Source organism: Deltaproteobacteria bacterium (assembly GCA_016218975.1).
Classification (GTDB): Bacteria; Desulfobacterota; Deferrimicrobia; order Deferrimicrobiales; family Deferrimicrobiaceae; genus JAENIX01.
Map to the genome: position 1 here is coordinate 72,802 of JACRCO010000013.1, position 21,631 is coordinate 94,432.

Here is a 21,631-nt window from a genome sequence, read left to right on the forward strand (position 1 = left end):
GATTGGCGGAGAGTCGGCGGGAGGCGGCGGCGGGGGGGCGCAACCTCCTTCTGGTGCGCACCGGGATCACCTTCGCGCTCCTGGCGTCGGTGGTTTCGGTCCATTTCCAGGAGCCGGAGCTCATCCTCGCGGGCGGGTTCAAGTACCTGTACGCCGCCGTGGTCCTTTCCTACGGCTGGCTCCTCCTCCGGTTCGCGCTTTGGGGAAGCTCCGATCCGACGGCCGCGGTATCTGTGGTGCAAGCCGCGGTGGACGTGGCGTTCGTGTCCGTCATCGTCTTCGCCACCGGGCTCTACGACAGCGTCTTCGCCTTCATGTACGTCGTCGTCATCCTCCTGGGAAGCTTCGAGCTTTTTCTCAAGGGAGCGATGGTCTGGGCCGTTCTCTCGGCCGTATCCTACGTGTCGATGCTGTACCTGCAAAAGCAGGGGATCCTGACGCCTCCCGGCGTCGAGACCGTGCATCTCGCATGGGCGCAGTTCATCCGCACCTCCCTTACGAATTCCATCGGATTCCTGCTGACAGGGCTGCTCTCCGGCCTGCTGGGAGAGGACATCCGCAGGACGAGACAGCGCGTAATAGCCCGTGAAGACGATCTGCAGAAACTGGAGTCGTTTCACAAGCACGTGATCGAGAACATCCCCTCCGGCATCCTGACGGCGGACACCAGGGGAAGGGTGAACCTCATGAACGACATGGCGTGCGGCATCCTGGGCGTCAGCCGGGCGGAGGCACGCGGCAAGCGCGTCGAGGAGGTCCTGTCCGGATTGGAGCTCGCGGATCCGCGCGGCGAGTCGCGATTGCCGCGTCCCGAGATATCCTTCCGGCGGCCGGACGGCTCGGAAATATTTCTGGGATTTTCCTCCTCTCCCCTCAAGGACGCGGAGGGCGGGGTGATCGGCCGCGTCGTGATCTTCCAGGACCTGACGCCGGTGAAGCAGATGGAGGAGCGGATCCGCATATCCGACAGGCTTGCGGGCGTCGGAGAGCTGGCCGCCGGCCTTGCCCATGAGATCCGGAACCCCCTCGCGTCGATCGCCGGGTCCTCGCAGATGCTGCGCGAATCGCCCGAACTTACCGACGATTCCCGCACGCTCCTGGGCATCATCGAGCGGGAAAGCATGCGGCTGAACGGCCTCATTTCCGATTTCCTCGCATACACCGGCCCCTCGCTGCGCAACATAGGTACTGTTAATATATCGGACATGATAGGCGACGTAGCCGAAGCCGTCAGGACCGGAGACGCGCGGGAAAAGGGAGTGGCCGTGGAGAACCTCTGCAACCGTGACCTGTTAGTCGACGGAGACGCCGAGCAGCTCAAACAGGTGCTGTGGAACCTCGTGAGGAACGCCGTGCAGGCCACACCCGCAGGAGGGCATGTGCGTCTGGACCTGTTCCCCCAGGTCCGGCACGGGGAACGGTACGCCGTGACGACTGTAAGCGACACCGGCAAGGGGATCGATCCCTCCCACACGGCAAAGATATTCAACCCCTTCTTTACGACCAAGGAAGGTGGAACGGGACTGGGCCTGGCGATATCGCAGAGAATCGTCCAGATCCACCGGGGATTCATCGAGGTGCGTTCCGAGCCCGGGCACGGGAGCATCTTCTCCGTGTTTCTACCCGAAAAGGCGAATGATGAGGAAACCGGCGGTTCCTCCGTCTGAAGGAGCGGTCGTCGTCGTGGGGGCTGGGCTGGCGGGCTCCGAAGCCGCTCTGGTCCTTTCCGCGGCGGGGATCCCGGTGGAGCTGGTCGAGATGCGTCCGGCGGTTTCCTCCGCGGCGCATCGGACGGGGTGGTTCGGCGAGCTGGTGTGCAGCAATTCCCTGGGCTCCGAGGAGCAGTCGTCCGGCAAGGGGCTCCTGAAGGCGGAGCTGCTGGAATTGGGATCGAACCTGATCCATCTTGCCCGGCGGGCGCGCGTTCCGGCGGGGAAAGCGCTGGCGGTGGACCGCGAGATGTTCGGCAGGATGGTCACGGAGGCGGTCTGCACCCGCACCGGCATACGCCTTACGGCATCCGAGGCCCGGTCGATACCCGATGCGCCGATCGTCATCCTCGCGTGCGGCCCCCTTCCCTCGGAAGCGCTGTCGGCGTCCATGGCTTCCTTCCTCGGAGATGCCGGGTGCTATTTCTACGACGCCATCTCGCCGATCGTGGACGCGTCCACTATCGACCGGGAGGAGGCATTCACCGCGGACCGGTACGGCGCGGGAGAAGGGGATTATCTGAACCTTCCGATGACTCGCGAGCGGTACGAGTCCTTCCTCGCCGAGCTGCTTGCCGCCCGCACGGTTCCAGCCAGGGAATTCGAGGAGGAGCGATACTTCGAGTCCTGCATGCCCCTCGAAACAATGGCGCGCCGCGGGCCGGAAACGCTGCTGTACGGACCGCTGCGGCCCGTGGGGCTCCGGGATCCCAGAACCGGAAGGACACCATACGCCGTGGTGCAGCTCCGCAAGGAAAACGCGGCGGGGACGATGCTCAATCTCGTGGGATTCCAGACCAGGCTGGCTTATCCCGAGCAGGAGAGGGTGTTCTCCATGATCCCCGGCCTTTCCCGGGCGAAATTCCTGCGGCACGGCTCCGTCCACCGGAACGCATTCATCGACGCTCCGCGCCATCTCCATCCATGGCTCGAGTGCAAAAAGCGGCCGGGGCTTTTCTTTGCGGGGCAGATTTCCGGAGTGGAAGGATACGTCGAGTCGATCGCCGCCGGTTTAGTCGCGGCGGTGTCCGCGGCGGAAAGGGCGGAAGGGCGCGATCCGGTGCCCTTTCCCGGTATCTCGATGACCGGTGCGCTCCTCCGGCATATCTCATCGCCCGGGGCGGGGGCGTTTCAGCCCATGAACGCCAACTTCGGATTGCTCCCCGAGCCTTCTCTGGGAAAGAAAAGGGAACGGAAGGCGAGGCAGGCCGAAGCGGCGCTCTCCGCAATCGCCGATTTCCGCAAGAGCTTCTTCAAATTTAACCCTTTGTGTGTTACATAAATCTTTTCCTTTTTTTCTTGGTAAGGAAGGGACGGTAGGCGCGAATGGGATCCGCGGTTCGCCGGTTCTCGCAGTTTCTCCTGTCGGAGCGGAACGCTTCGGACGAAACGGTGCGCGCCTATCTGCGCGAAGTATCCGGGCTTCGGTCCTTTCTCCGGGAGACGGCGGGGAAGGATCCCGATGACGTGTGGGGCGGCTGGAGAACGGTGACCGCCGCGGACCTGCGCCGGTATTTCACCGCTTCTTTCGCCGGAAGGAAATCTTCCACGATGGCGCGGAAGATATCGGCCGTACGGTCGTTTTTCTCCTTTCTCATGGGACAGGGAGAAATCGGCGGGAACCCGGCGGCGGAACTCACCGCTCCCCGCAGGGAGATGCGGCTTCCCGATTTTCTGCCGGTGGACGAAATGATGGACCTGCTGCGTTCGCTTCCCCGGGGGGGCGAGCGGGAAGACCGCGATGCGGCGATCATCGAGCTTCTTTATTCTTCAGGTTTGCGGGTTGGTGAACTTGTCTCTCTTCGCGCGGAGGATGTGAACCTGGATGAAAGGACGGTCCGAGTGTCCGGAAAAGGGCGCAAAGTGCGGATAGTCCCCGTGGGCGAAAAAGCGGCCGGCGCGTTGAAGGCGTACCTTGATTCATCCGGCCGCGGGTATTCGGCGGAGCGCGGCGCGCCTCTCTTCCGGAACCTGCGCGGCGGAGCGCTGACCGCGCGGAGCGTAGCGCGGATCCTGGAGGGGGCGCTGCGAAGGGCGGCCTCGGAGAGGCACCTGTCGCCGCACGGCCTGAGGCATTCGTTCGCCACCCATCTGCTCGAATCGGGCGCAGACCTGAGGGCCATCCAGGAGATGCTTGGGCACGCGTCGCTCTCCACGACGCAGCGCTACGCGAGGGTCAACGTGAGCCACCTGCTGCGGACCTACGAATCCGCGCACCCGCTTTCGCGGGTAGGGAGGAAGCCTTGAGCGGGATGCGCAGCACGACGATCGTGGCGGTTTCACGGGACGGGAAAGTGGCCATGGCGGGTGACGGCCAGGTGACGTTGGGAAGCACCGTCCTCAAGCACACCGCACGGAAGATCCGCCGCCTTCACGAGGACCGGGTGCTGGCCGGGTTCGCCGGGGCGACCGCGGACGCGATAACGCTGTTCGAGAAGTTCGAGGGAAAACTCTCGGAATTCCGGGGCAACCTCCGGAGGGCGGCGGTGGAACTGGCTAAAGAGTGGAGAACCGACAGGGTGCTTCGGCGGCTGGACGCGATAATGGTCGTGACTGACGGGAAAGAACTGATGCTTCTCTCGGGGAGCGGCGACGTGGTCGAGCCGGACGACGGAGTGATCGGCGTGGGTTCCGGCGGACCGTTCGCCCTGGCGGCGGCCCGTGCGATGCTCCGGCACACCGGGCTTACCGCCATGGAAATCGCACGGGAGGCGTTGCGCATCGCCTCGGAAATCTGCGTCTACACGAACGATAACGTGACCGCCGAGGAGATCTCTGCGCCATGACGCCCGGGGCGAAGGAGCCGTGGGGCGGCCGCCCGCTGATCCCGAAGGAGATCGTCGCGGAACTGTCGCGGCACATCATCGGACAGGAGAAGGCCAAGCGCGCGGTCGCGATCGCGTTGCGCAACCGATGGCGCCGGATGCAGGTGTCCGAGGAACTGAGGGAGGAGATCGCCCCGAAGAACATCATCATGGTCGGGCCGACGGGCGTGGGGAAGACCGAGATCGCACGGCGCCTTGCGAGGCTTGCGCAAGCACCGTTTCTCAAAGTGGAGGCGTCGAAGTTCACCGAAGTCGGGTACGTGGGCCGCGACGTGGAATCGATCATCCGCGACCTGGTGGAAATCGCGGTGCATCTTGTCCGGATCGAGGAAATGGGGAGGGTTGCGGAAAAGGCCCGGGCGAGCGCCGAGGAGCGGCTCCTCGACATTCTTCTTCCCCAAAGGCCTGCCGCCCGCGCTCCCGGGAGCCAGGCGCCGGAAGCCGAGCCCAGGCCGGACGAGTCCCGGGAACGCCTTCGGGCGATGCTCAAGGATGGAAGGCTTTCGGAAAAAACGGTGGAGGTGGATGTGAGGGAGAGCGCCTTTCCCGCCATCGATCTCATCGGGATCTCCGGAGGAGGCGGAATGGAAGGGGTGGAAGGCAACCTCCAGGAGATGCTGGGGAACCTCTTCCCCAAGAAGGTTCGCAGGAAGAAGATGCGCGTGCCGGAGGCGCTATCCTTCCTCGAAAACGAAGAGGCCGCCCGCATGGTGGACATGGACCGTGTGAAGCAGATGGCCGTCGAGCGGACGGAGCAGGCCGGCATCGTGTTTCTGGACGAAATAGACAAGATCGCGGGCAGGGATTCCACGGCGGGTCCGGATGTCTCGCGGCAGGGGGTGCAGAGGGACCTGCTCCCCATCGTCGAGGGGTCGAACGTTAACACGAAGCACGGGATGGTCCGGACGGACCACATCCTGTTCATAGCGGCCGGGGCTTTCCACACCGCGAAGCCGTCCGACCTGATCCCGGAACTGCAGGGAAGGTTCCCGATCCGCGTGGAGCTCGAAACGCTTACGAAGGAGGATTTCGTGCGGATACTCACGGAGCCGCACGGCGCCCTCACGCGGCAGTACTCGGAGCTTCTGCGGACCGAAGGCGTGCGCCTGTCGTTCGCACCGGACGCGGTGGAGCGGATCGCGGAAATGGCCTGCGAGGTGAACGAGCGTACGGAAAACATCGGGGCAAGGCGCCTCTACACGATCATGGAGAAGCTCCTGGAAGATCTCCTATTCTCGGCGCCCGAGATCGGGGAGCGGGAGATCGTCGTGCGCAGAAAATACGTCGACGAGAAACTGTCCGGAATCGTGAAGGACGTCGACCTGAGCCGGTACATACTGTGATTCGGGAATCGGAGAAACGATGAAGGGATATATCCAGAAGGCGGAGACGCTCATCGAGGCGCTGCCGTACATCCGGGAGTTCTCCGGGAAAACGGTGGTGGTCAAGTACGGCGGTGCGGCGATGGCGGGCGATGACCGTATGGCCTCGTTCGCCGAGGACGTCGTCCTCCTTCAATACGTGGGGATCCGGCCGGTCGTCGTTCACGGCGGGGGGCCGCAGATCGACCGGATGCTTGCGATGCTGTCCATCCCTTCCGAGCGCAGGGAGGGGCTTCGCGTGACCTCGCCCGAGGCGATGGAAATCGTCGAAATGGTGCTCGGGGGTACGGTGAACAAGAAGATCGTCGCACTCATAAACAGGTTCGGGGGGAAGGCGGTCGGCCTCACGGGGAAGGACGGAGGATTGATCAGGGCAAGGAAACACGCCGCCCCCGGCCGCGACGGCAACCCGCTCGACCTGGGGATGGTGGGGGAGGTCGCGGGGGTGAACCCCGATGTCCTGAAAGGATTGGAGCGGGACGGCTTCGTGCCGGTGATCGCGCCCATCGGCGTCGGGGAGCAGGGCGAGGCGTACAACATCAACGGGGATACCGCCGCCGCGGAAGTGGCGGCCGCTGTCCGCGCGGAGAAGTTCATCCTCCTCACGGACGTGCCCGGCGTCCTCGACCGCAAAGGTGAGCGCATCTCCACGATGACGGCCGAAGAGGCGACGTCCTCCATCCGGGATGGCTTGATCACCGGCGGGATGATACCGAAGGTGGAGTGCGGCCTCACCGCATTGCGGAAGGGCGTGAACAAGGTGCATATCCTCGACGGCCGGGTCCCTCACAGCGTGCTGCTCGAAATATTCACCGATGCGGGGATCGGCACCGAGATCGTCCGGGCGCCGGGGTAAGGGGGAGCGCCGTGGGCAACGCAGAAGTCGTCGAATTGACGGAAAAGCACCAGATGGCGAATTACGCCAGGTTCCCGGTGGCCTTCGTGCGCGGCGAGGGAGCGAGACTCTTCGACGCCGACGGGCGCGAGTACCTCGACTTCCTGGGCGGCATCGCCGTCGTGCTGCTGGGGCACGCGCATCCGGAGGTCACGCGCGCCGTCACCGACCAGGCGCGAAACCTGCTTCACGTCTCCAACCTGTTCCATGTGCCGGTCCAGTCCGAGGCGGCGAAGCTGCTTTCGACGGCGGTCCGCGGAGGCAAGGTGTTCTTTTGCAACAGCGGCACGGAGGCGAACGAGGCGGCGATCAAGATGGCGAGGAAGTGGTCGGCGGACCGGGGCAGGGAAGGGGTTCACGAATTCGTCGTCCTCGAGGGTTCCTTCCACGGCAGGACCTACGGCGGCCTTTCCGCCACCGGACAGCCCAGGTTCCACAAGGGGTTCGAGCCGATGCTCCCGGGGTTCGTAACAGTGCCGTTCGGCGACCTCGGTGCGCTGGAAGCGGCGCTTACGGACCGGACGTGCGCTTTCATGTTCGAGCCCATACAGGGGGAGAGCGGAGTGCGAATGCATCCGCCGGAATATTTGCAGGAAGCGGAGAGGATCTGCCGGGAGCGGGGCGTTCTTCTCGTCGCTGACGAGATCCAGACGGGGCTCGGGCGGACGGGCGCCATGCTCGCCTGCGAGCGGTTCGGGGTCGATCCCGACATCGTCACCCTCGCGAAGGGGCTGGCCAACGGCCTCCCCCTGGGAGCCGTCGTGGCGCGCGAGGAGGTGGCTGCCGCGTTCGGCCCCGGCGCCCACGGGAGCACCTTCGGCGGAAATCCCGTGTGCTGCGCCGCGGCGAAGGTGGTCCTCGAGGCGTTGAAATCGCCCGGCTTCTTCGAGGATGTTTCACGCAAGGGGGAGCTGTTCCGGAAAGGGCTCTGCGAGCTGGCGGCGCGCAGGACGGATATCCGCGCCGTGCGGGGGATGGGGCTGATGCTCGCGATCGAAATGGAGTGCGAAACCAGGGAAATCGCGCAAAAGTGCCTCGAGAACGGTCTCATCGTGAACGCCACCTCCGGGAACGTGCTCCGTTTCCTGCCGCCGCTTACGGTCAACGACGGAGAGATCCGGCAGGCGCTGAGCCTGCTCGGGGCTTCGCTGCCCGCCGGGGGGCGGAAGTGAAAAAGGACTTTCTCAGGATCCTCGATCTTACGCGCCGTGAGCTCCTTTCCCTTCTTGCGGATGGGGTGAAGTGGAAGCGAAGGGGAGGCCGCCGTTCGGCTCCGCGCCCGCTTCAAGGAAAAACCCTGGCCATGATCTTCCAGAAGGCTTCCACGCGGACGAGGGTTTCCTTCGAGGTCGGAATGACACGGCTGGGGGGGCACGCGCTGTTCCTCTCCCCGGACGACACGCAAATAGGGCGGGGAGAGCCGGTCCGGGACACCGCAAGGGTCCTTTCGCGGTATGCGGATGCCGTCATGATCCGCACGTTCAGGCAGGAGACGCTGGAGGAACTGGCTTCCCATGCATCCGTGCCCGTGATAAACGGGCTGACCGATCTCCATCACCCGTGCCAGGTCCTCGCGGACCTGATGACTGCACGGGAGCGCGGCTTCGATCTGCGAAGGCTGAAAGTCGCATTCATCGGCGACGGCAACAACGTGGCGAATTCGTGGGTGGAGGCCGCATTCCTGCTCGGCTTCTCCCTGCGCCTGGCCTGTCCGAAGGGGTTCGAGCCCGACGCGCGGGTCCTGCGGGAAGCCTCGGGCGCCGGGAGCGGAGACGTTCGCATCGTCCGCGATCCGGTGGAGGCGGCGAAAGGCGCCGACGTCCTGTACACTGACGTGTGGACAAGCATGGGGCAGGAAAAGGAGCGCAAGCGCCGCCTCGCCGCTTTCCGCGGATACCGGATCGACGAAGGGCTACTGAGCGTCGCCGGAAAAGGGGCGATCGTGATGCATTGCCTTCCGGCCCACCGCGGCGAGGAAATCACGGACGGAGCCATGGAAGGGCCGCAATCGGCGGTGTTCGACGAGGCGGAGAACCGTATGCACATCCAGATGGCCCTCCTCGAGAGGCTCATCCCACATTAAGCGACGGAGGAAGCGACATTGGGAAACGTGAAGAAGGTGGTGCTCGCATATTCCGGGGGGTTGGACACCTCGGTCATCCTGCGGTGGCTCATCGAGAAGTATGATTGCGAAGTGATCGCATTCGTGGCCGATCTCGGGCAGGGAGAGGAACTCGCCCCCGTTCGCGCGAAGGCGAAGAAGACGGGCGCGTCCAAGGTGTACGTCGAGGACGTAAAGGACGAGTTCGTACGCGATTTCATCTTCCCGGCTCTCATGGCGAACGCCGTTTACGAGGGGTCGTACCTGCTGGGGACTTCCATCGCCCGGCCGCTGATCGCCAAGAAGCAGATAGAGGTGGTCCGGAAGGAGAAGGCGGAGGCCGTCTCCCACGGAGCAACCGGCAAGGGGAACGACCAGGTCCGGTTCGAGCTTACCTATTATGCGCTGATGCCCGGCATCCGGGTGATCGTGCCGTGGCGGGAATGGGACCTTTCCTCCCGCACCGACCTTGTGAATTACGCGAAGAAGCACGGCATCCCGACGCCGGTCACGGCGAAGAAGCCGTACTCCAGCGACAGGAACCTCATGCACATAAGTTTCGAGGGAGGGATCCTCGAGGACCCGTGGGCCGAGCCCCCCGCGGACATGTTCGTGCTAACGAAGTCTCCGGAGAAGGCCCCCAACCGGCCCATGTATGTGGAGGTGGATTTCGAGGAAGGCGTCCCGGTCGCCGTAGACGGGAAGCGCATGGGCCCGGCGAAGCTTCTTGCGCACCTGAACAGGCTGGGAGGCATCAACGGAATAGGGCGGGTGGACCTGGTGGAGAACCGGTACGTCGGAATGAAATCGCACGGCGTGTACGAAACGCCCGGCGGCACGATCCTGCACGTCGCCCATCGCGCGGTCGAGTCGGTCACGCTGGACCGGGAAGTGATGCACCTTCGGGATTCGCTCATCCCGAAGTTCGCCGAGCTGATCTATTACGGCTACTGGTACTCGCCCGAGATGGACCTGCTGAAGGCCACCGTCGAGAAGTCCCAGGAGAACGTCACCGGCACCGCGCGCCTGAAGCTGTACAAGGGGAACTGCATGGTAGTGGGGCGGAAGAGCCCGGTCTCCCTCTATCGGACCGATTTCGCCACGTTCGAGAAGGAGACGGTATTCAACCAGGCGGACGCCACCGGGTTCATCAAGATCAACGCGCTGCGGCTCAAGATCCGGTCCATGCTCAAGAGCCGGAAAGGCTGAAACGAGTGCACCGTCTCGCAAATATATTGGCATTCGAGCGCCGCTGCATCCGCTTCAGCTTCGTTGCGCTCGTTCGCCGTACTCTCACAGTACGTCTCCACTCGCGCGCCTTGCCGGCGCGGCGCATCGACGCTCTCGGTGCGCAATCCATTTACGAGGCGGTACACTAGTATGGCGAAGAAGAAAGCCTGGGGAGGACGGTTCGAGGGCGGCACCGACAGGTTCGTCGAGGAGTTCACGGCCTCGATCCCGTACGACATACTGCTTTACCGGCAGGACATCGCGGGGAGCATCGCCCATGCGCGCATGCTGGGAAGGCAGAAAATCATTTCCAGGGCGGATGCGAACCGGATCGTTTCGGCGCTGGAGTCGATCCGCGGCGAGATAGAAGCCGGGAAACTGTCTTTCGACCTCTCCCAGGAGGATATACACATGGCGGTGGAAAGCCGCCTGCTCCGGAAGGCGGGAAAGGCGGGAGGGAAGCTCCATACGGGGAGAAGCCGGAACGACCAGGTCGCGCTCGACCTGCGTCTTTACCTGCGGGAGGAAATCGACGGCATACTTGCGCTTTTCGCCAGGGTCAAGGAGCGGATCCTTGGGAAGGCCGAGGAGTGCTTCGGCGTCGTCATGCCGGGATACACGCACGTCCAGCGGGCGCAGCCTGTCCTGTTTTCACATCACCTGCTTGCTTATTACGAGATGTTCACGCGCGACGAGGATCGGTTCCGGGACGCGCGGCGGCGCATGAACGTGTCCCCACTCGGAGCGGGCGCCCTGGCGGGGACGACTTTCCCGCTGGACCGGGAATCGGTCGCGCGCGAACTGGGCATGGACGGCGTTTGCGAGAACAGCATCGACGCGGTTTCCGACCGCGATTTCGTCGCCGACTTCCTCTTCGCGGGTGCGGTGGCGATGATGCACCTTTCCCGGTTTTCCGAGGAGATGGTCTACTGGTCCTCCGCCGAATTCGGCTTTCTGTCCCTCCCCGACAAGCTCTGTACCGGCAGCAGCATCATGCCTCAGAAGAAGAATCCCGACGTGGCGGAGCTGATCCGGGGCAAGACCGGCCGTGTCTACGGCAATCTGTTCAACCTGCTGACGCTGATGAAGGGTCTGCCGCTTTCCTACAACCGGGACATGCAGGAAGACAAGGAGCCTGCGTTCGATTCCGCCCGCACGCTGAAGGAGTCCCTGATCGGAGCTGCCCTTCTTATTGAGGGGCTTGCCGTGAACGAGGACAGGATGCGCTACGCATGCGACGACGGTTTCCTCACGGCGACCGACCTGGCCGACTACCTGGCGCGCAAAGGGGTTCCGTTCCGCAAGGCGCACGAGATCACGGGACGTATCGTCCGGCGCTGCGAGGAGGAAGGGAAGCGGCTGAAGGACCTGGGGCTGAAGGAGCTGCGGTCCTTCCATCCGTCGATCGACGAGGACGTCCGCGACGCCATCTCCCTTTCGCGTTCCGTACGCCTGCGCAACACGCGGGGGGGGACGGGACCGGCCGCCGTACGGAAACGCATCGAGGAGCTCAGGAAAAAATGAGGCGGTGGTTTTTGAGGGCGGCGATTCCTGCCCTCGCATTGCTGATTCTTTGCGCTGCAGCCGGCTGCGGCCGCAAGGCGAAACCGGAGCCGTTGCGGAGCGCAGTGAGGATATCGCACATCCCAATTTCGTAGGAGCCGAAAAGATGCATCATTTCGAGGCAAGGCGTGGAGAGCTGCATTGCGAGGGCGTGCCGCTGCGGAGGATCGCCGAATCCGTGGGCACCCCCGCGTACGTATACAGCCACGCTACGCTCTCCCATCATTACCGGGTTTTCGACGAGGCGTTCGGCGGGATTCCCCACATCGTGTGCTATTCCATGAAGGCGAACTCCAACGGATCGGTGATACGCACTTTCACGAACCTCGGCGGCGGTGTGGACATAGTATCGGGAGGCGAGCTCGCGCGGGCGCTGGCGGCGGGCGCCCCGCCGGCGAAGATCGTATATTCGGGGGTGGGAAAGCAGGTTTTCGAGATCGAGGAGGCGCTTCGCCGCGGCATCCTGATGTTCAACGTGGAATCGCGCGAGGAGCTGGAGACGATCGACGCGGTGGCCGGCCGGATGCGGAAGCGGGCGCCGATCGCCCTAAGGGTGAACCCGGACGTCGATCCCAGGACCCATCCGTACATATCGACGGGACTGAAAAAAAACAAGTTCGGGATCCACATCGACCAGGCGATCCGGGACTACGAATGGGCGGCACGGAGACGGCACATCGAGGTCGTCGGCGTCGATTGCCACATCGGCTCGCAGCTAACTGACGTCTCGCCGTTCGTCGACGCAGCCCGGAGGGTCCGGGCGCTTGTGGAAAAGCTGCTTGGAAAAGGGATCGGGATCCGCCTGATCGACATAGGCGGCGGTCTCGGGATCACCTACAACGACGAGCTTCCCCCGCATCCGAAGCAGTACGCGGACGCCGTAGTGCAGGCCTTTTCCGGGCTTCCCGTCACCCTCGTGCTGGAGCCGGGCAGGGTGCTCGTCGGAAATGCCGGGGTGCTGCTCACCCGCGTGCTGTACACCAAGGGCGCCGCCTCCCTCCAGGGGAACGGGAAGAAGCACTTTTTCATCGTCGACGCCGCGATGAACGACCTCGCCCGGCCCTCCCTTTACGGGTCGTACCACGCCGTCGTGGCCGTGGGGCGCGCTCCGGCGAAACGGACCGTCGCCGACGTCGTCGGGCCCATTTGCGAGTCCGGCGACTTCCTCGCAAAGGACCGGAGGCTTCCGCTCTACCGGTCGGGGGACCTCATCGCGGTCATGAGCGCCGGGGCGTACGGGTTTTCCATGTCGTCCAATTACAATTCCCGGCCCCGGGCGGCCGAGGTGATGGTATCGGGCACGAAGTTCGAAGTGGTCCGTGAAAGGGAGCCCGCCCGGGACCTCGCGAAGGGCGAAAGAACGGCGTCTTTCCTGGCGGGACGCGGGAAACCGAAGGGGCGGCTTTTGTAGGCATGCCGAGCCCGGCGAATCTGTTAGAATGCCGGAATCGTTTTTCGGAGAGACGGACACGATGAAAAAAGAGATACCGTTTTCGAAACTCAACGGCAGCGGGAACGATTTCCTGGTGATCGACAACCGCGACGGGATCATGCGCGGGATCGACCTTACCGCGTTCGTTCCGAAGGTCTGCGACCGCTCCCGTTCTCTCGGGGCCGACGGCGTGATCTGCATCGAGAAGTCGCGCCGCGCCGATTTCCGCTGGCGGTTCTTCAACGCCGACGGCTCCCGCGCCGAGATGTGCGGCAACGGTGGCCGTTGCGCCGCCCGCTTCGCCGTGGAGAGGAAGATCGCGGGCGAATCGCTCTCTTTCGAGACGGACGCCGGCCTCGTACGGGCGGATGTTTCCGGGCGGCGTGTCAAGCTCCAGATGACGAAGCCTCACGGTCTCGCATTGTCGCAGCGTCTCACGCTGGGCGGGAAGAAGATCGAATACTCGTTCCTCGATACCGGCGTTCCCCACGCGGTCCTGTTCGTGCCCGAGCTGGAAAAGATCGATCTTATGGGGACCGGAAGAGGAGTCCGAACCCATCGGGCCTTCGCCCCCCGCGGGACAAACGTGAACTTCGTCCAGGTGAAGAAGGGGGAAGTGCGGGTCCGCACCTACGAGCGCGGCGTGGAGGGTGAAACGCTCGCGTGCGGGACGGGCGCGGTGGCGACGGGGATACTTTGCGCGCTGCACGGCCGCGCGACGCCTCCCGTGCCGGTCCATACCCGCGGCGGCGAGGTGCTGACGATCCATTTCGATGCGGAGAAGGAGGGATTCGGGGAGGTCTGCCTTGAGGGGGACACCTCGTGGTCCTGCGACGGAATCATGTACAGGGAAGCCTATCGGTATTAGGCGAAGGAGGGGAGACGAGATGTTTCACGGGGCCATCGTTGCGACGGTAACGCCGTTCCTGAACGGGAAGGTCGACAGGAAGTCGCTCAGGAAACTGGTGGAGTTCCAGATCAGGAACGGCACGGACGGAATAGTTCCGTGCGGCACCACCGGGGAATCCGCGACCCTTTCGCACGACGAGCACAGGGCGGTCATAGACATCGTGGTTGAGTCAGCCGGCGGCCGGGTGCCCGTGATCGCGGGAACGGGTTCGAACAACACGAAGGAAGCGATCGAACTGACCCGCTACGCGAAGAAGGCCGGCGCCGACGCCGCGCTCGTAATAACCCCGTATTACAACAAGCCCACGCAGGAGGGACTCTACCGCCACTTCCGCGCGGTCGCGGAATCGGCCGATATCCCGCTGGTCCTCTATAACGTGCCGGGACGCACCGGTGTGAACATGGCGGCGGAAACGGTCGCGAGGCTTGCCGAAGTGAAGAACATCGTGGGGGTGAAGGAGGCGTCCGGGAACCTGGGGCAGGTGTGCGACATCCTCAGGTCGACTCCCAGGAAATTCTGCCTTCTCTCCGGGGACGACGGTCTCTTCTTCCCGATGATGGCGCTCGGCGCGAAGGGAGTGATCTCGGTCGCGTCGAACGTGGCGCCCAAGTCCATGGCGGACCTCTACGACGCGTTCGTCCTGGGGGAGGTCTCGCGCGCACGCGAGATCCATTACCGCCTCTGGCCGTTGTTCCACGTCCTGTTCATCGAGACGAATCCGATTCCCGCGAAAACGGCCCTCGCGATGATGAAGATGATCGGCGAGGAATTCCGCCTTCCCCTTTGCCCGATGTCGGACGGCGGACGCAAGAAGCTGGCCAGCGTCCTTTCCGACCTCCGCCTGGTGTAGAGATCCCATGGCCCGGGTCGTCGTCTGCGGAGCGATGGGAAGGATGGGGAGGGCCATAATTTCGGCGCTTTCGGAACGGCCGTTCGGCCTCGTGCTATCCGGAGCAGTGGAAGCCTCGGGGCATCCTCTCCTCGGCCAGGACGCCTTCGAGGCGGCGGGGGCCGGGAAAGCAGGCGTGCCCGTGACCGCGGATTTTCCCAAGGCGCTCGCCTCGGCCGACGTCGCGATAGATTTCACGCATGCATCCAATTCCGTGGAGCATGCCCGCCTGGCCGCGGAAGCGGGGAAAGCGCTCGTAATCGGAAGCACCGGCCTTTCGCCGGAGCAGCAGGCGGCGGTGAAGGACGCCGCGAAACGCATTCCCTGCGTTCTTTCACCGAACATGAGCGTCGGCGTCAACCTGATGTTCCAGGTAGCGGCCGACGTCGCGAAAGTGCTGGGAGACGACTACGACGTGGAGATAGTAGAGGTCCACCACCGGTTCAAGAAGGATTCCCCTTCCGGCACCGCCGTTAAACTGGCGGATTCGGTCGCGGAGGCCCTCGGCCGCGACATGAAGGATTCCGGCGTGTACGGCAGGAAAGGGATGGTCGGGGAGCGCACGAAGAAGGAGATCGGGGTGTTCGCGGTGAGAGCGGGAGACGTCGTCGGCGAGCACACCCTCGTTTTCGGCGGGATCGGCGAACGGTTCGAGATCACCCATCGCGCCCACAGCCGCGATACGTTCGCCCGCGGTGCGGTCCGGGCAGCGGCCTGGGTGGCCGGAAAGCCCAACGGCCTGTACGACATGCGGGCCGTGCTCGGGTTTGGCGCTAAATGAAGATCCTGCGGTTCGAGGAGTCGGGAAGGGCCGCGTACGGGGTGCTGAACCCGGCGGACGGCGAGATCCGGGAAATTTCCGGTACGCCGTTCGGGGAGTTCCGCCCCACCGGGAGCCGCTTCGGGCTTAAGGATGTGCGCCTGCTGGCGCCCGTTTCGCCTTCGAAGATCGTCGCGGTCGGGCTCAATTACAAGGACCACGCGCGCGAGATGGGGAAAAAGATCCCCGAAGAGCCGCTCATTTTCCTGAAAGCCCCTTCCGCCCTGAACCATCCGGGAGGGGACATCGTGTATCCAAAGGCGTCGCAGCGTGTGGACTACGAGGCGGAGTTGGCCGTGGTGATCGGCCGGCCGGCGAAAAACGTCGCCGAGCGCGATGCGCCGTCGTTCATCCTCGGGTACACCTGCATCAACGACGTGACGGCGAGGGATCTCCAGGCGAAGGACGGACTGTACGCCCGCGCGAAGGGATTCGACACTTTCGCCCCGCTCGGTCCATGGATAGAGACCGGGATCGATCCTTCCTCCCTTGGGGTCCGCTGCACGGTCAACGGAGAGAAGAAACAGGACGGGAACACCCGGGAGATGGGGGCTTCGGTGTACCGCCTCGTGGAATACGTTTCGCACATCATGACGCTTCTGCCGGGCGATGTGATCGCGACCGGGACCCCGCCGGGAGTGGGGCCGGTCCGGGTGGGGGACGTCATGACGGTGGAAGTGGAAGGAATCGGCGCCCTGACCAACCGGGTCGTCTCGCCTTGAAGGAAAAATCCTGCGCAGGGGGAATATGACCGCCATGAGCCGCTTTTCTCTGTCCCGCCGCATCCAGTCCCTTCCGCCGTACCTGTTCGCGGAGCTCGACCGGAAGAAGCAGGAGGTCCGCGCGAAGGGAATGGACATCATCGATCTCGGGGTGGGAGATCCCGATCGGCCGACGCCGAAGTTCGTCGTCGACCGGATGAAGAAGGAAGCCGCGGTGGGCGCCAACCACCAGTACCCGTCCTACGAAGGGCTGCCGGAGTTCCGCGCCGCGGCGGCGAAATGGTACCGGGAAAGGTTCGGCGTGTCCCTCGACCCTGCGGGCGAGGTCGTAGCCTTGATCGGCTCGAAGGAAGGGATCGCACATTTCCCGCTGGCCTTCGTCGATCCCGGCGACGTGGTGCTGGTCCCGGACCCCGGCTACCCCGTCTATCACATAGCGACGATGTTTTCGGGGGGGAAATCCCACTTCATGCCCCTGAAGCGGGAAAACGGCTTCCTGCCCGAATTGGAAAAAATACCTGCCGCCGCGCTCGCGAAGGCGAAGATCCTTTTCCTTAACTATCCGAACAATCCGACCTCGGCGGTGGCCGACCGGGCTTTCTACCGCAAGGTTCTCGCCTTCGCGGAGGAGCACGACCTCATCGTGGCCCACGACGTCGCGTACACGGAGATCTATTTCGACGGCGCGAAACCCATGAGCATCCTCGAGCTTCCGGGGGCGAAGAAGCGCTGCATCGAGTTCCATTCCCTTTCGAAAACCTACAACATGACCGGCTGGCGGATCGGATTCGCAGTGGGGAACCCGGAGCTCGTGGGCGGCCTGGGGAAGGTCAAGACGAACGTGGACAGCGGCGTATTCCAGGCCATCCAGGGGGCTGCCGTCGCGGCCCTGCAATCGGGCGACAAGGCCACGGACGCCATCCGCAAGACATACCAGGAACGCAGGGACGTCCTGATACCTGGTCTTCGCGCCCTGGGTCTCGACCCGGTTATGCCGCGGGCCACCTTCTATGTCTGGATTCCCGTCCCGAAGGGGTACACGTCGGCCACTTTCTGCGAGCACCTCCTTACGAAAACCGGGATCGTCACGACGCCGGGGAACGGTTTCGGAGCGAGCGGCGAAGGATACGTCCGCATGGCGCTGACCAAGGAAAAGGGGCGCATACGGGAAGCTCTCGACAGGATAAGGAAAGCAGGGTTTTAGCCGGCAATTCGAGGAACTCATCGCGCGACGACGTACTCCTATTGTTGGGGAGCAACGTCGGGCGGCGGGAAACGCGGCTGCGTGAAGGCGTCGATCGCCTCTCCCTGAAAATGGAGGTCGTCCGGGTTTCGCGCGTATACGCGTCGGAGCCGTGGGGAAAGCCGGACCAGCGGTGGTTCCTGAACATCGCAGTACTTGGAAAGTGCGCCCTTTCGCCCGTCAGGCTCCTGGAGTTCGTGAAGGAAGTGGAGGCGGCTGCGGGGCGGAAAGCGAGGGAAAGATGGGGGCCGCGCGAACTGGACGTCGACATCCTGCTTATGGGAGATAAAGTCGTGAGGAGACCGGATCTCGTAATACCCCATCCCCGCATGTCGGAGCGGCGCTTCTGCCTCCTGCCTGCGTCGGAAATAGCCCCCTCGGCGGTCGTCCCCCCGGGGAGGAATACGATATCGGATCTCCTGAAATCGTGCAGGGATCCGCTCGAGGTGTATCCGTTATGAACACGCGTCCCGTAATGGCGAATCCCCGCATATTCATGTTATGGAAAGCGGTTGCCCTGGCCGTACTGGCGCTATTCCTGGCCGGCGGCGCCGCCTGCCGAAGAAAGAGCGAAGCGCCTCCCCCTGCCGGAGAGACGGAGACCATCAACCTTAACGCCCTTTCCCAGATAGAGAATTACAAGGAGATTCTTAAAAAGGATCCCGGCAACCTGCAGGCGTTGATCAACATCGGGAACCTCTACTTCGACACCCGGCAGGACCTTCAGGCGATCGAACATTACCGGAAGGCCCTTGCGCTTGACCCACGCAACGTGAACATCAGGACCGACATGGCGATTTGTCTACGCCGCTCGGGAAATCCCGACGGGGCTGTCGAGGAATTGAAAAAAGCCATTTCGATCGATCCCAGGCACGCGCAATCCCGCTTTAATCTGGGGATAATCCTCATCCACGACAAGGGGGATATCGAGGGAGGGATCCGGGCGTGGGAGGCCTTGTTGGAAAACATTCCGAATTACCAATATCGTGAAAATCTGAAAAGCGAAATCGAGCGGATGCGGGGAATGGCCGCGCAGCCGAAGCAAAGATTCAAATGAAACCCGTTTTAAATACCGTGGGAAGAGGCTGGAAAAATCTATAATGAGGTGTATAAACAAGCCGTTACGGGTGTTTTAGTGTTTGACCTTTCGATATTTTTGCCCTGAGATAAACGATCTTTTCCTGTTGACACGTCTCTCCTTCTGGAATATATGTAACATTGTTTTGTTAATCCCCTAAAACACCGCCATCCAAGGATGGGAGGTTTGTATATGGTACGTCGCGATAAATCGAACTATATCATCCAGTCGGTCGCCCATGCACTCGACGTCCTCGAGGAATTCCGGGGGGAGATGGACGAACTGGGTGTAACTGAACTCAGCAAGAAACTGAAGCTGCACAAAAACAACGTATTCCGCATACTGGCGACTCTCCAGTCGAGGAATTACATCGAGCAGAACAGGACGAACGACAACTACCGCCTCGGCATAAAGTGCCTCGAGCTGGGGCAGACTTTCATTCACCAAAGGGGTCTCCTGAAACAGGCGCAGCCGATTCTGCGCGAGCTTGCCGAAAGCTCGGCGGAAACCAGCTATCTCTCGATCCTCAGGAGCAGCGACGTGGTTTATCTCGACGCCGTGGAGACCACTTCGACGGTGCGCGTCGTTTCCCGCGTAGGCCTGCATATGCCCATTCATGCCACAGCTGCAGGGAAGGCGCTTATTGCATTCGAATCGGAAGAGGAACTGAAAAAACGCTTCCACGCGGAGCTTCAGAGGTTTACGAAGAATACGATCACATCTTCGGATGATCTGCTTAACGAGCTTGCCGCTGTCCGGGAAAAGGAATACGCGGCCGACCTCGAGGAATTCGAGGACGGGTTGCGCTGCATCGCATCCCCCGTTCGGGACTACACGCGCAAGGTGATCGCGGCCATCAGCGTGTCCGGCCCGGCCCACCGTCTCTCCGACGATCGGATCGCCCAATCGATCGGCCCCGAGGTCTCCCGCTGCGCGAAGGCGCTGTCCATGCGCCTCGGCTTCCGGGAATAACCGGCACCGGCCGGCCTGATCTCCGCCAAACGGATCGCTTGACATCGCCACGGGTTTGGTGTTACCTCTTTTATGAATGATGATTCATTCAACAGGAGGGGCGATGGCCAGGCGCGGGCCTCGGGGCGGCGGAGCCGAGAAACGGGACCGGATCCTCCGCGCCGCGATCAGGATTTTCTCCCAGAAAGGGTACTTCAATTCCAGGATTTCGGAGATCGCCCGGCTGGCGGGGGTCGCCGACGGGACGATCTATCTATATTTCAAGAACAAGGACGATCTCCTCATCTCCCTGTTCGAGGAGAAGATGGGAGAGGTGGTGGCCGATGTCCGGGCGCGCGTCTCCGACGGAAGCGACGCGCTTTCCCGCCTGAAGATATTCATCCGTAACCATATGGAACTTCTCGTGCGGGAGGCCGGCCTGATCGAAGTGATCCAGGTGGAGCTCCGGCAGAGCAACAAGTTCATGAAAGAGTACGTGCCCGTGAAATTCCTTGAATACCTGGACGTCATCAGCGGAATCCTCGAAGACGGAAAACGTGAAGGGATCTTCCGGCCCGACCTGAACGTCACCCTTGCGCGCAGGGCGATCTTCGGCGCGCTGGACGAGATATCGCTGGCCTACGTTCTTTCCCGGAAACGGAAATACGACCCGGAAGAAGCGGCGGCCGAGATCTTCCGGATATTCGCGGCAGGCCTTAAAACCCACGCACCTTCGGAAGGAGGGATCAGGCAATGATAGGGTTCGATCTTTCGGAGGAACAGACCGCGCTGCAGGACATGGCGCACAAGTTCGCAGCGAACGAAATCCGCCCGAAGGCCGTGGAATGCGACCGGGAAGGCATATTCCCGACGGAGATCTTCCGGAAGGCGTTCGATCTCGGCCTGATGACCGGTTTCATTCCGGAGTCGTGCGGAGGTCTCGGGCTTGGTTCCATGGAATCGTGCCTCATCGAGGAGGAACTGGGTTGGGGATGCGCCGGCATCACGACTTCGATGACCGCCAACGGTCTCGCCCTGACTCCCGTGGTTTTCGCCGGAACGGAGGAGCAGAAACAGGAGTTCGTGGCCCCGTTCGCGAGAGAACTGAAATACGCGTCGTTCTGCCTGACGGAACCCGGGGCCGGGTCGGACGCGGGGGGGATCGCGACCACCGCGAAGAAGGACGGGGATTTCTATCTGTTGAACGGCCGAAAGTGTTTCATCACGAACGGGTCCTACGCTTCCCAATACACGGTCTTCGCATCCACGGACCGATCCAGGGGGCACAAGGGGCTGTCGGCGTTTGTCATTCCGAGGTCTTTCCCCGGCGTTTCCCCGGGAAAAAAGGAGGACAAGATGGGGCAGCGGGCCTCGGACACATCGGACGTTCTGTTCGAGGACGTGCGCGTGCCGGCCGCGAACCTCCTGGGCAAGGAAGGGGACGGGTTCAAGATCGCGATGAAGACCCTGGACTATGCGAGGCCGACCGTCGCGGCGATGTCCGTCGGCGTTGCGCGTGCGGCGTTCGAGCTGGCGATGCAGTATTCGAAAGAGAGAGTGCAGTTCGGCATGCCTATCGCGATGAACCAGGCGATCCACTTCCTCCTGGCCGATATGGCGATGGACATCGAAGCGGCGCGGCTGCTCACGTACAAGAGCGCCTGGCTGCTCGACCAGGGGCGGCGGAACACGAAGGAGTCGTCTTTCGCCAAGGCTTTCGCGGCGGACCTCGCAATGCGCGTCACCACCGATGCGGTGCAGATATACGGCGGCTACGGATACATGAAGGACTACCCGGTGGAGAAACTGATGCGGGACGCGAAGCTGCTCCAGATCTACGAAGGGACCAGCCAGATACAACGTCTCGTGATCGCCAAGGAA

Annotated in this window: 21 protein-coding genes; all 21 read left to right on the forward strand. The window is 62.9% G+C overall.

Features of this window, described 5'->3' with window-relative positions:
- Positions 1 to 2 precede the first annotated feature (2 nt).
- Entirely contained in the window at positions 3 to 1,667 is a 1,665-nt protein-coding gene (locus HY896_02070; protein ID MBI5575131.1) for a PAS domain S-box protein, read from the forward strand.
- Positions 1,639 to 2,991, forward strand: coding sequence for a methylenetetrahydrofolate--tRNA-(uracil(54)-C(5))-methyltransferase (FADH(2)-oxidizing) TrmFO (gene trmFO, locus HY896_02075; protein MBI5575132.1), 1,353 nt, complete (start codon positions 1,639 to 1,641; stop codon positions 2,989 to 2,991). Before HY896_02070 ends, trmFO begins: the two co-directional genes overlap by 29 nt.
- A gap of 44 nt (positions 2,992 to 3,035) precedes the next feature.
- A complete protein-coding gene (locus HY896_02080; protein MBI5575133.1) occupies positions 3,036 to 3,956 on the forward strand; it encodes a tyrosine recombinase XerC in 921 nt (306 codons plus the stop codon).
- Positions 3,953 to 4,495 carry an ATP-dependent protease subunit HslV gene (gene hslV / locus HY896_02085; protein MBI5575134.1) on the forward strand — a complete coding sequence of 181 codons (543 nt, stop codon included), beginning with the start codon at positions 3,953 to 3,955 and terminating at the stop codon, positions 4,493 to 4,495. The genes HY896_02080 and hslV overlap by 4 nt, the downstream gene beginning before the upstream one ends.
- Positions 4,492 to 5,877 carry an ATP-dependent protease ATPase subunit HslU gene (gene hslU, locus HY896_02090; protein MBI5575135.1) on the forward strand — a complete coding sequence of 462 codons (1,386 nt, stop codon included), beginning with the start codon at positions 4,492 to 4,494 and terminating at the stop codon, positions 5,875 to 5,877. The genes hslV and hslU overlap by 4 nt, the downstream gene beginning before the upstream one ends.
- 19 nt (positions 5,878 to 5,896) lie before the next feature.
- Positions 5,897 to 6,772: an acetylglutamate kinase gene (gene argB / locus HY896_02095; protein MBI5575136.1), complete on the forward strand. Its 876-nt coding sequence runs from the start codon at positions 5,897 to 5,899 to the stop codon at positions 6,770 to 6,772.
- Positions 6,773 to 6,825: 53 nt separating this feature from the next.
- The gene (locus HY896_02100) at positions 6,826 to 7,983 is read left to right on the forward strand and encodes an aspartate aminotransferase family protein (GenBank protein ID MBI5575137.1); all 1,158 of its coding nucleotides are present in this window, start codon (positions 6,826 to 6,828) and stop codon (positions 7,981 to 7,983) included.
- Complete coding sequence (argF, locus tag HY896_02105; protein MBI5575138.1) at positions 7,980 to 8,894, forward strand: ornithine carbamoyltransferase; 915 nt, start codon at positions 7,980 to 7,982, stop codon at positions 8,892 to 8,894. Before HY896_02100 ends, argF begins: the two co-directional genes overlap by 4 nt.
- 18 nt (positions 8,895 to 8,912) lie before the next feature.
- Positions 8,913 to 10,121 carry an argininosuccinate synthase gene (locus HY896_02110; GenBank protein MBI5575139.1) on the forward strand — a complete coding sequence of 403 codons (1,209 nt, stop codon included), beginning with the start codon at positions 8,913 to 8,915 and terminating at the stop codon, positions 10,119 to 10,121.
- Between the two features lie 171 nt (positions 10,122 to 10,292).
- Entirely contained in the window at positions 10,293 to 11,666 is a 1,374-nt protein-coding gene (gene argH, locus HY896_02115; protein ID MBI5575140.1) for an argininosuccinate lyase, read from the forward strand.
- A 145-nt stretch (positions 11,667 to 11,811) separates the two neighbouring features.
- The gene (lysA, locus tag HY896_02120; GenBank protein ID MBI5575141.1) at positions 11,812 to 13,116 is read left to right on the forward strand and encodes a diaminopimelate decarboxylase; all 1,305 of its coding nucleotides are present in this window, start codon (positions 11,812 to 11,814) and stop codon (positions 13,114 to 13,116) included.
- 61 nt (positions 13,117 to 13,177) lie between these two features.
- Positions 13,178 to 14,005, forward strand: a complete 828-nt coding sequence (locus HY896_02125) for a diaminopimelate epimerase (protein ID MBI5575142.1) — start codon at positions 13,178 to 13,180, stop codon at positions 14,003 to 14,005.
- A gap of 19 nt (positions 14,006 to 14,024) precedes the next feature.
- A complete protein-coding gene (locus tag HY896_02130) occupies positions 14,025 to 14,897 on the forward strand; it encodes a 4-hydroxy-tetrahydrodipicolinate synthase (protein MBI5575143.1) in 873 nt (290 codons plus the stop codon).
- A 7-nt stretch (positions 14,898 to 14,904) separates the two neighbouring features.
- A complete protein-coding gene (locus tag HY896_02135) occupies positions 14,905 to 15,717 on the forward strand; it encodes a 4-hydroxy-tetrahydrodipicolinate reductase (protein ID MBI5575144.1) in 813 nt (270 codons plus the stop codon).
- Positions 15,714 to 16,478, forward strand: a complete 765-nt coding sequence (locus tag HY896_02140) for a fumarylacetoacetate hydrolase family protein (GenBank protein MBI5575145.1) — start codon at positions 15,714 to 15,716, stop codon at positions 16,476 to 16,478. Before HY896_02135 ends, HY896_02140 begins: the two co-directional genes overlap by 4 nt.
- Positions 16,479 to 16,512: 34 nt before the next feature.
- Positions 16,513 to 17,682, forward strand: a complete 1,170-nt coding sequence (locus tag HY896_02145) for an LL-diaminopimelate aminotransferase (protein ID MBI5575146.1) — start codon at positions 16,513 to 16,515, stop codon at positions 17,680 to 17,682.
- 44 nt (positions 17,683 to 17,726) lie between these two features.
- The gene (gene folK / locus HY896_02150; protein MBI5575147.1) at positions 17,727 to 18,182 is read left to right on the forward strand and encodes a 2-amino-4-hydroxy-6-hydroxymethyldihydropteridine diphosphokinase; all 456 of its coding nucleotides are present in this window, start codon (positions 17,727 to 17,729) and stop codon (positions 18,180 to 18,182) included.
- Complete coding sequence (locus HY896_02155) at positions 18,179 to 18,778, forward strand: tetratricopeptide repeat protein (protein MBI5575148.1); 600 nt, start codon at positions 18,179 to 18,181, stop codon at positions 18,776 to 18,778. The genes folK and HY896_02155 overlap by 4 nt, the downstream gene beginning before the upstream one ends.
- A gap of 213 nt (positions 18,779 to 18,991) precedes the next feature.
- On the forward strand, positions 18,992 to 19,771 hold the full coding sequence (locus HY896_02160; GenBank protein ID MBI5575149.1) for an IclR family transcriptional regulator: 780 nt from the start codon (positions 18,992 to 18,994) through the stop codon (positions 19,769 to 19,771).
- Between the two features lie 103 nt (positions 19,772 to 19,874).
- Complete coding sequence (locus HY896_02165) at positions 19,875 to 20,507, forward strand: TetR/AcrR family transcriptional regulator (protein ID MBI5575150.1); 633 nt, start codon at positions 19,875 to 19,877, stop codon at positions 20,505 to 20,507.
- On the forward strand, positions 20,507 to 21,631 hold a 1,125-nt coding region (locus HY896_02170; protein ID MBI5575151.1), incomplete at its 3' end, for an acyl-CoA dehydrogenase family protein. The genes HY896_02165 and HY896_02170, both read left to right, overlap by 1 nt.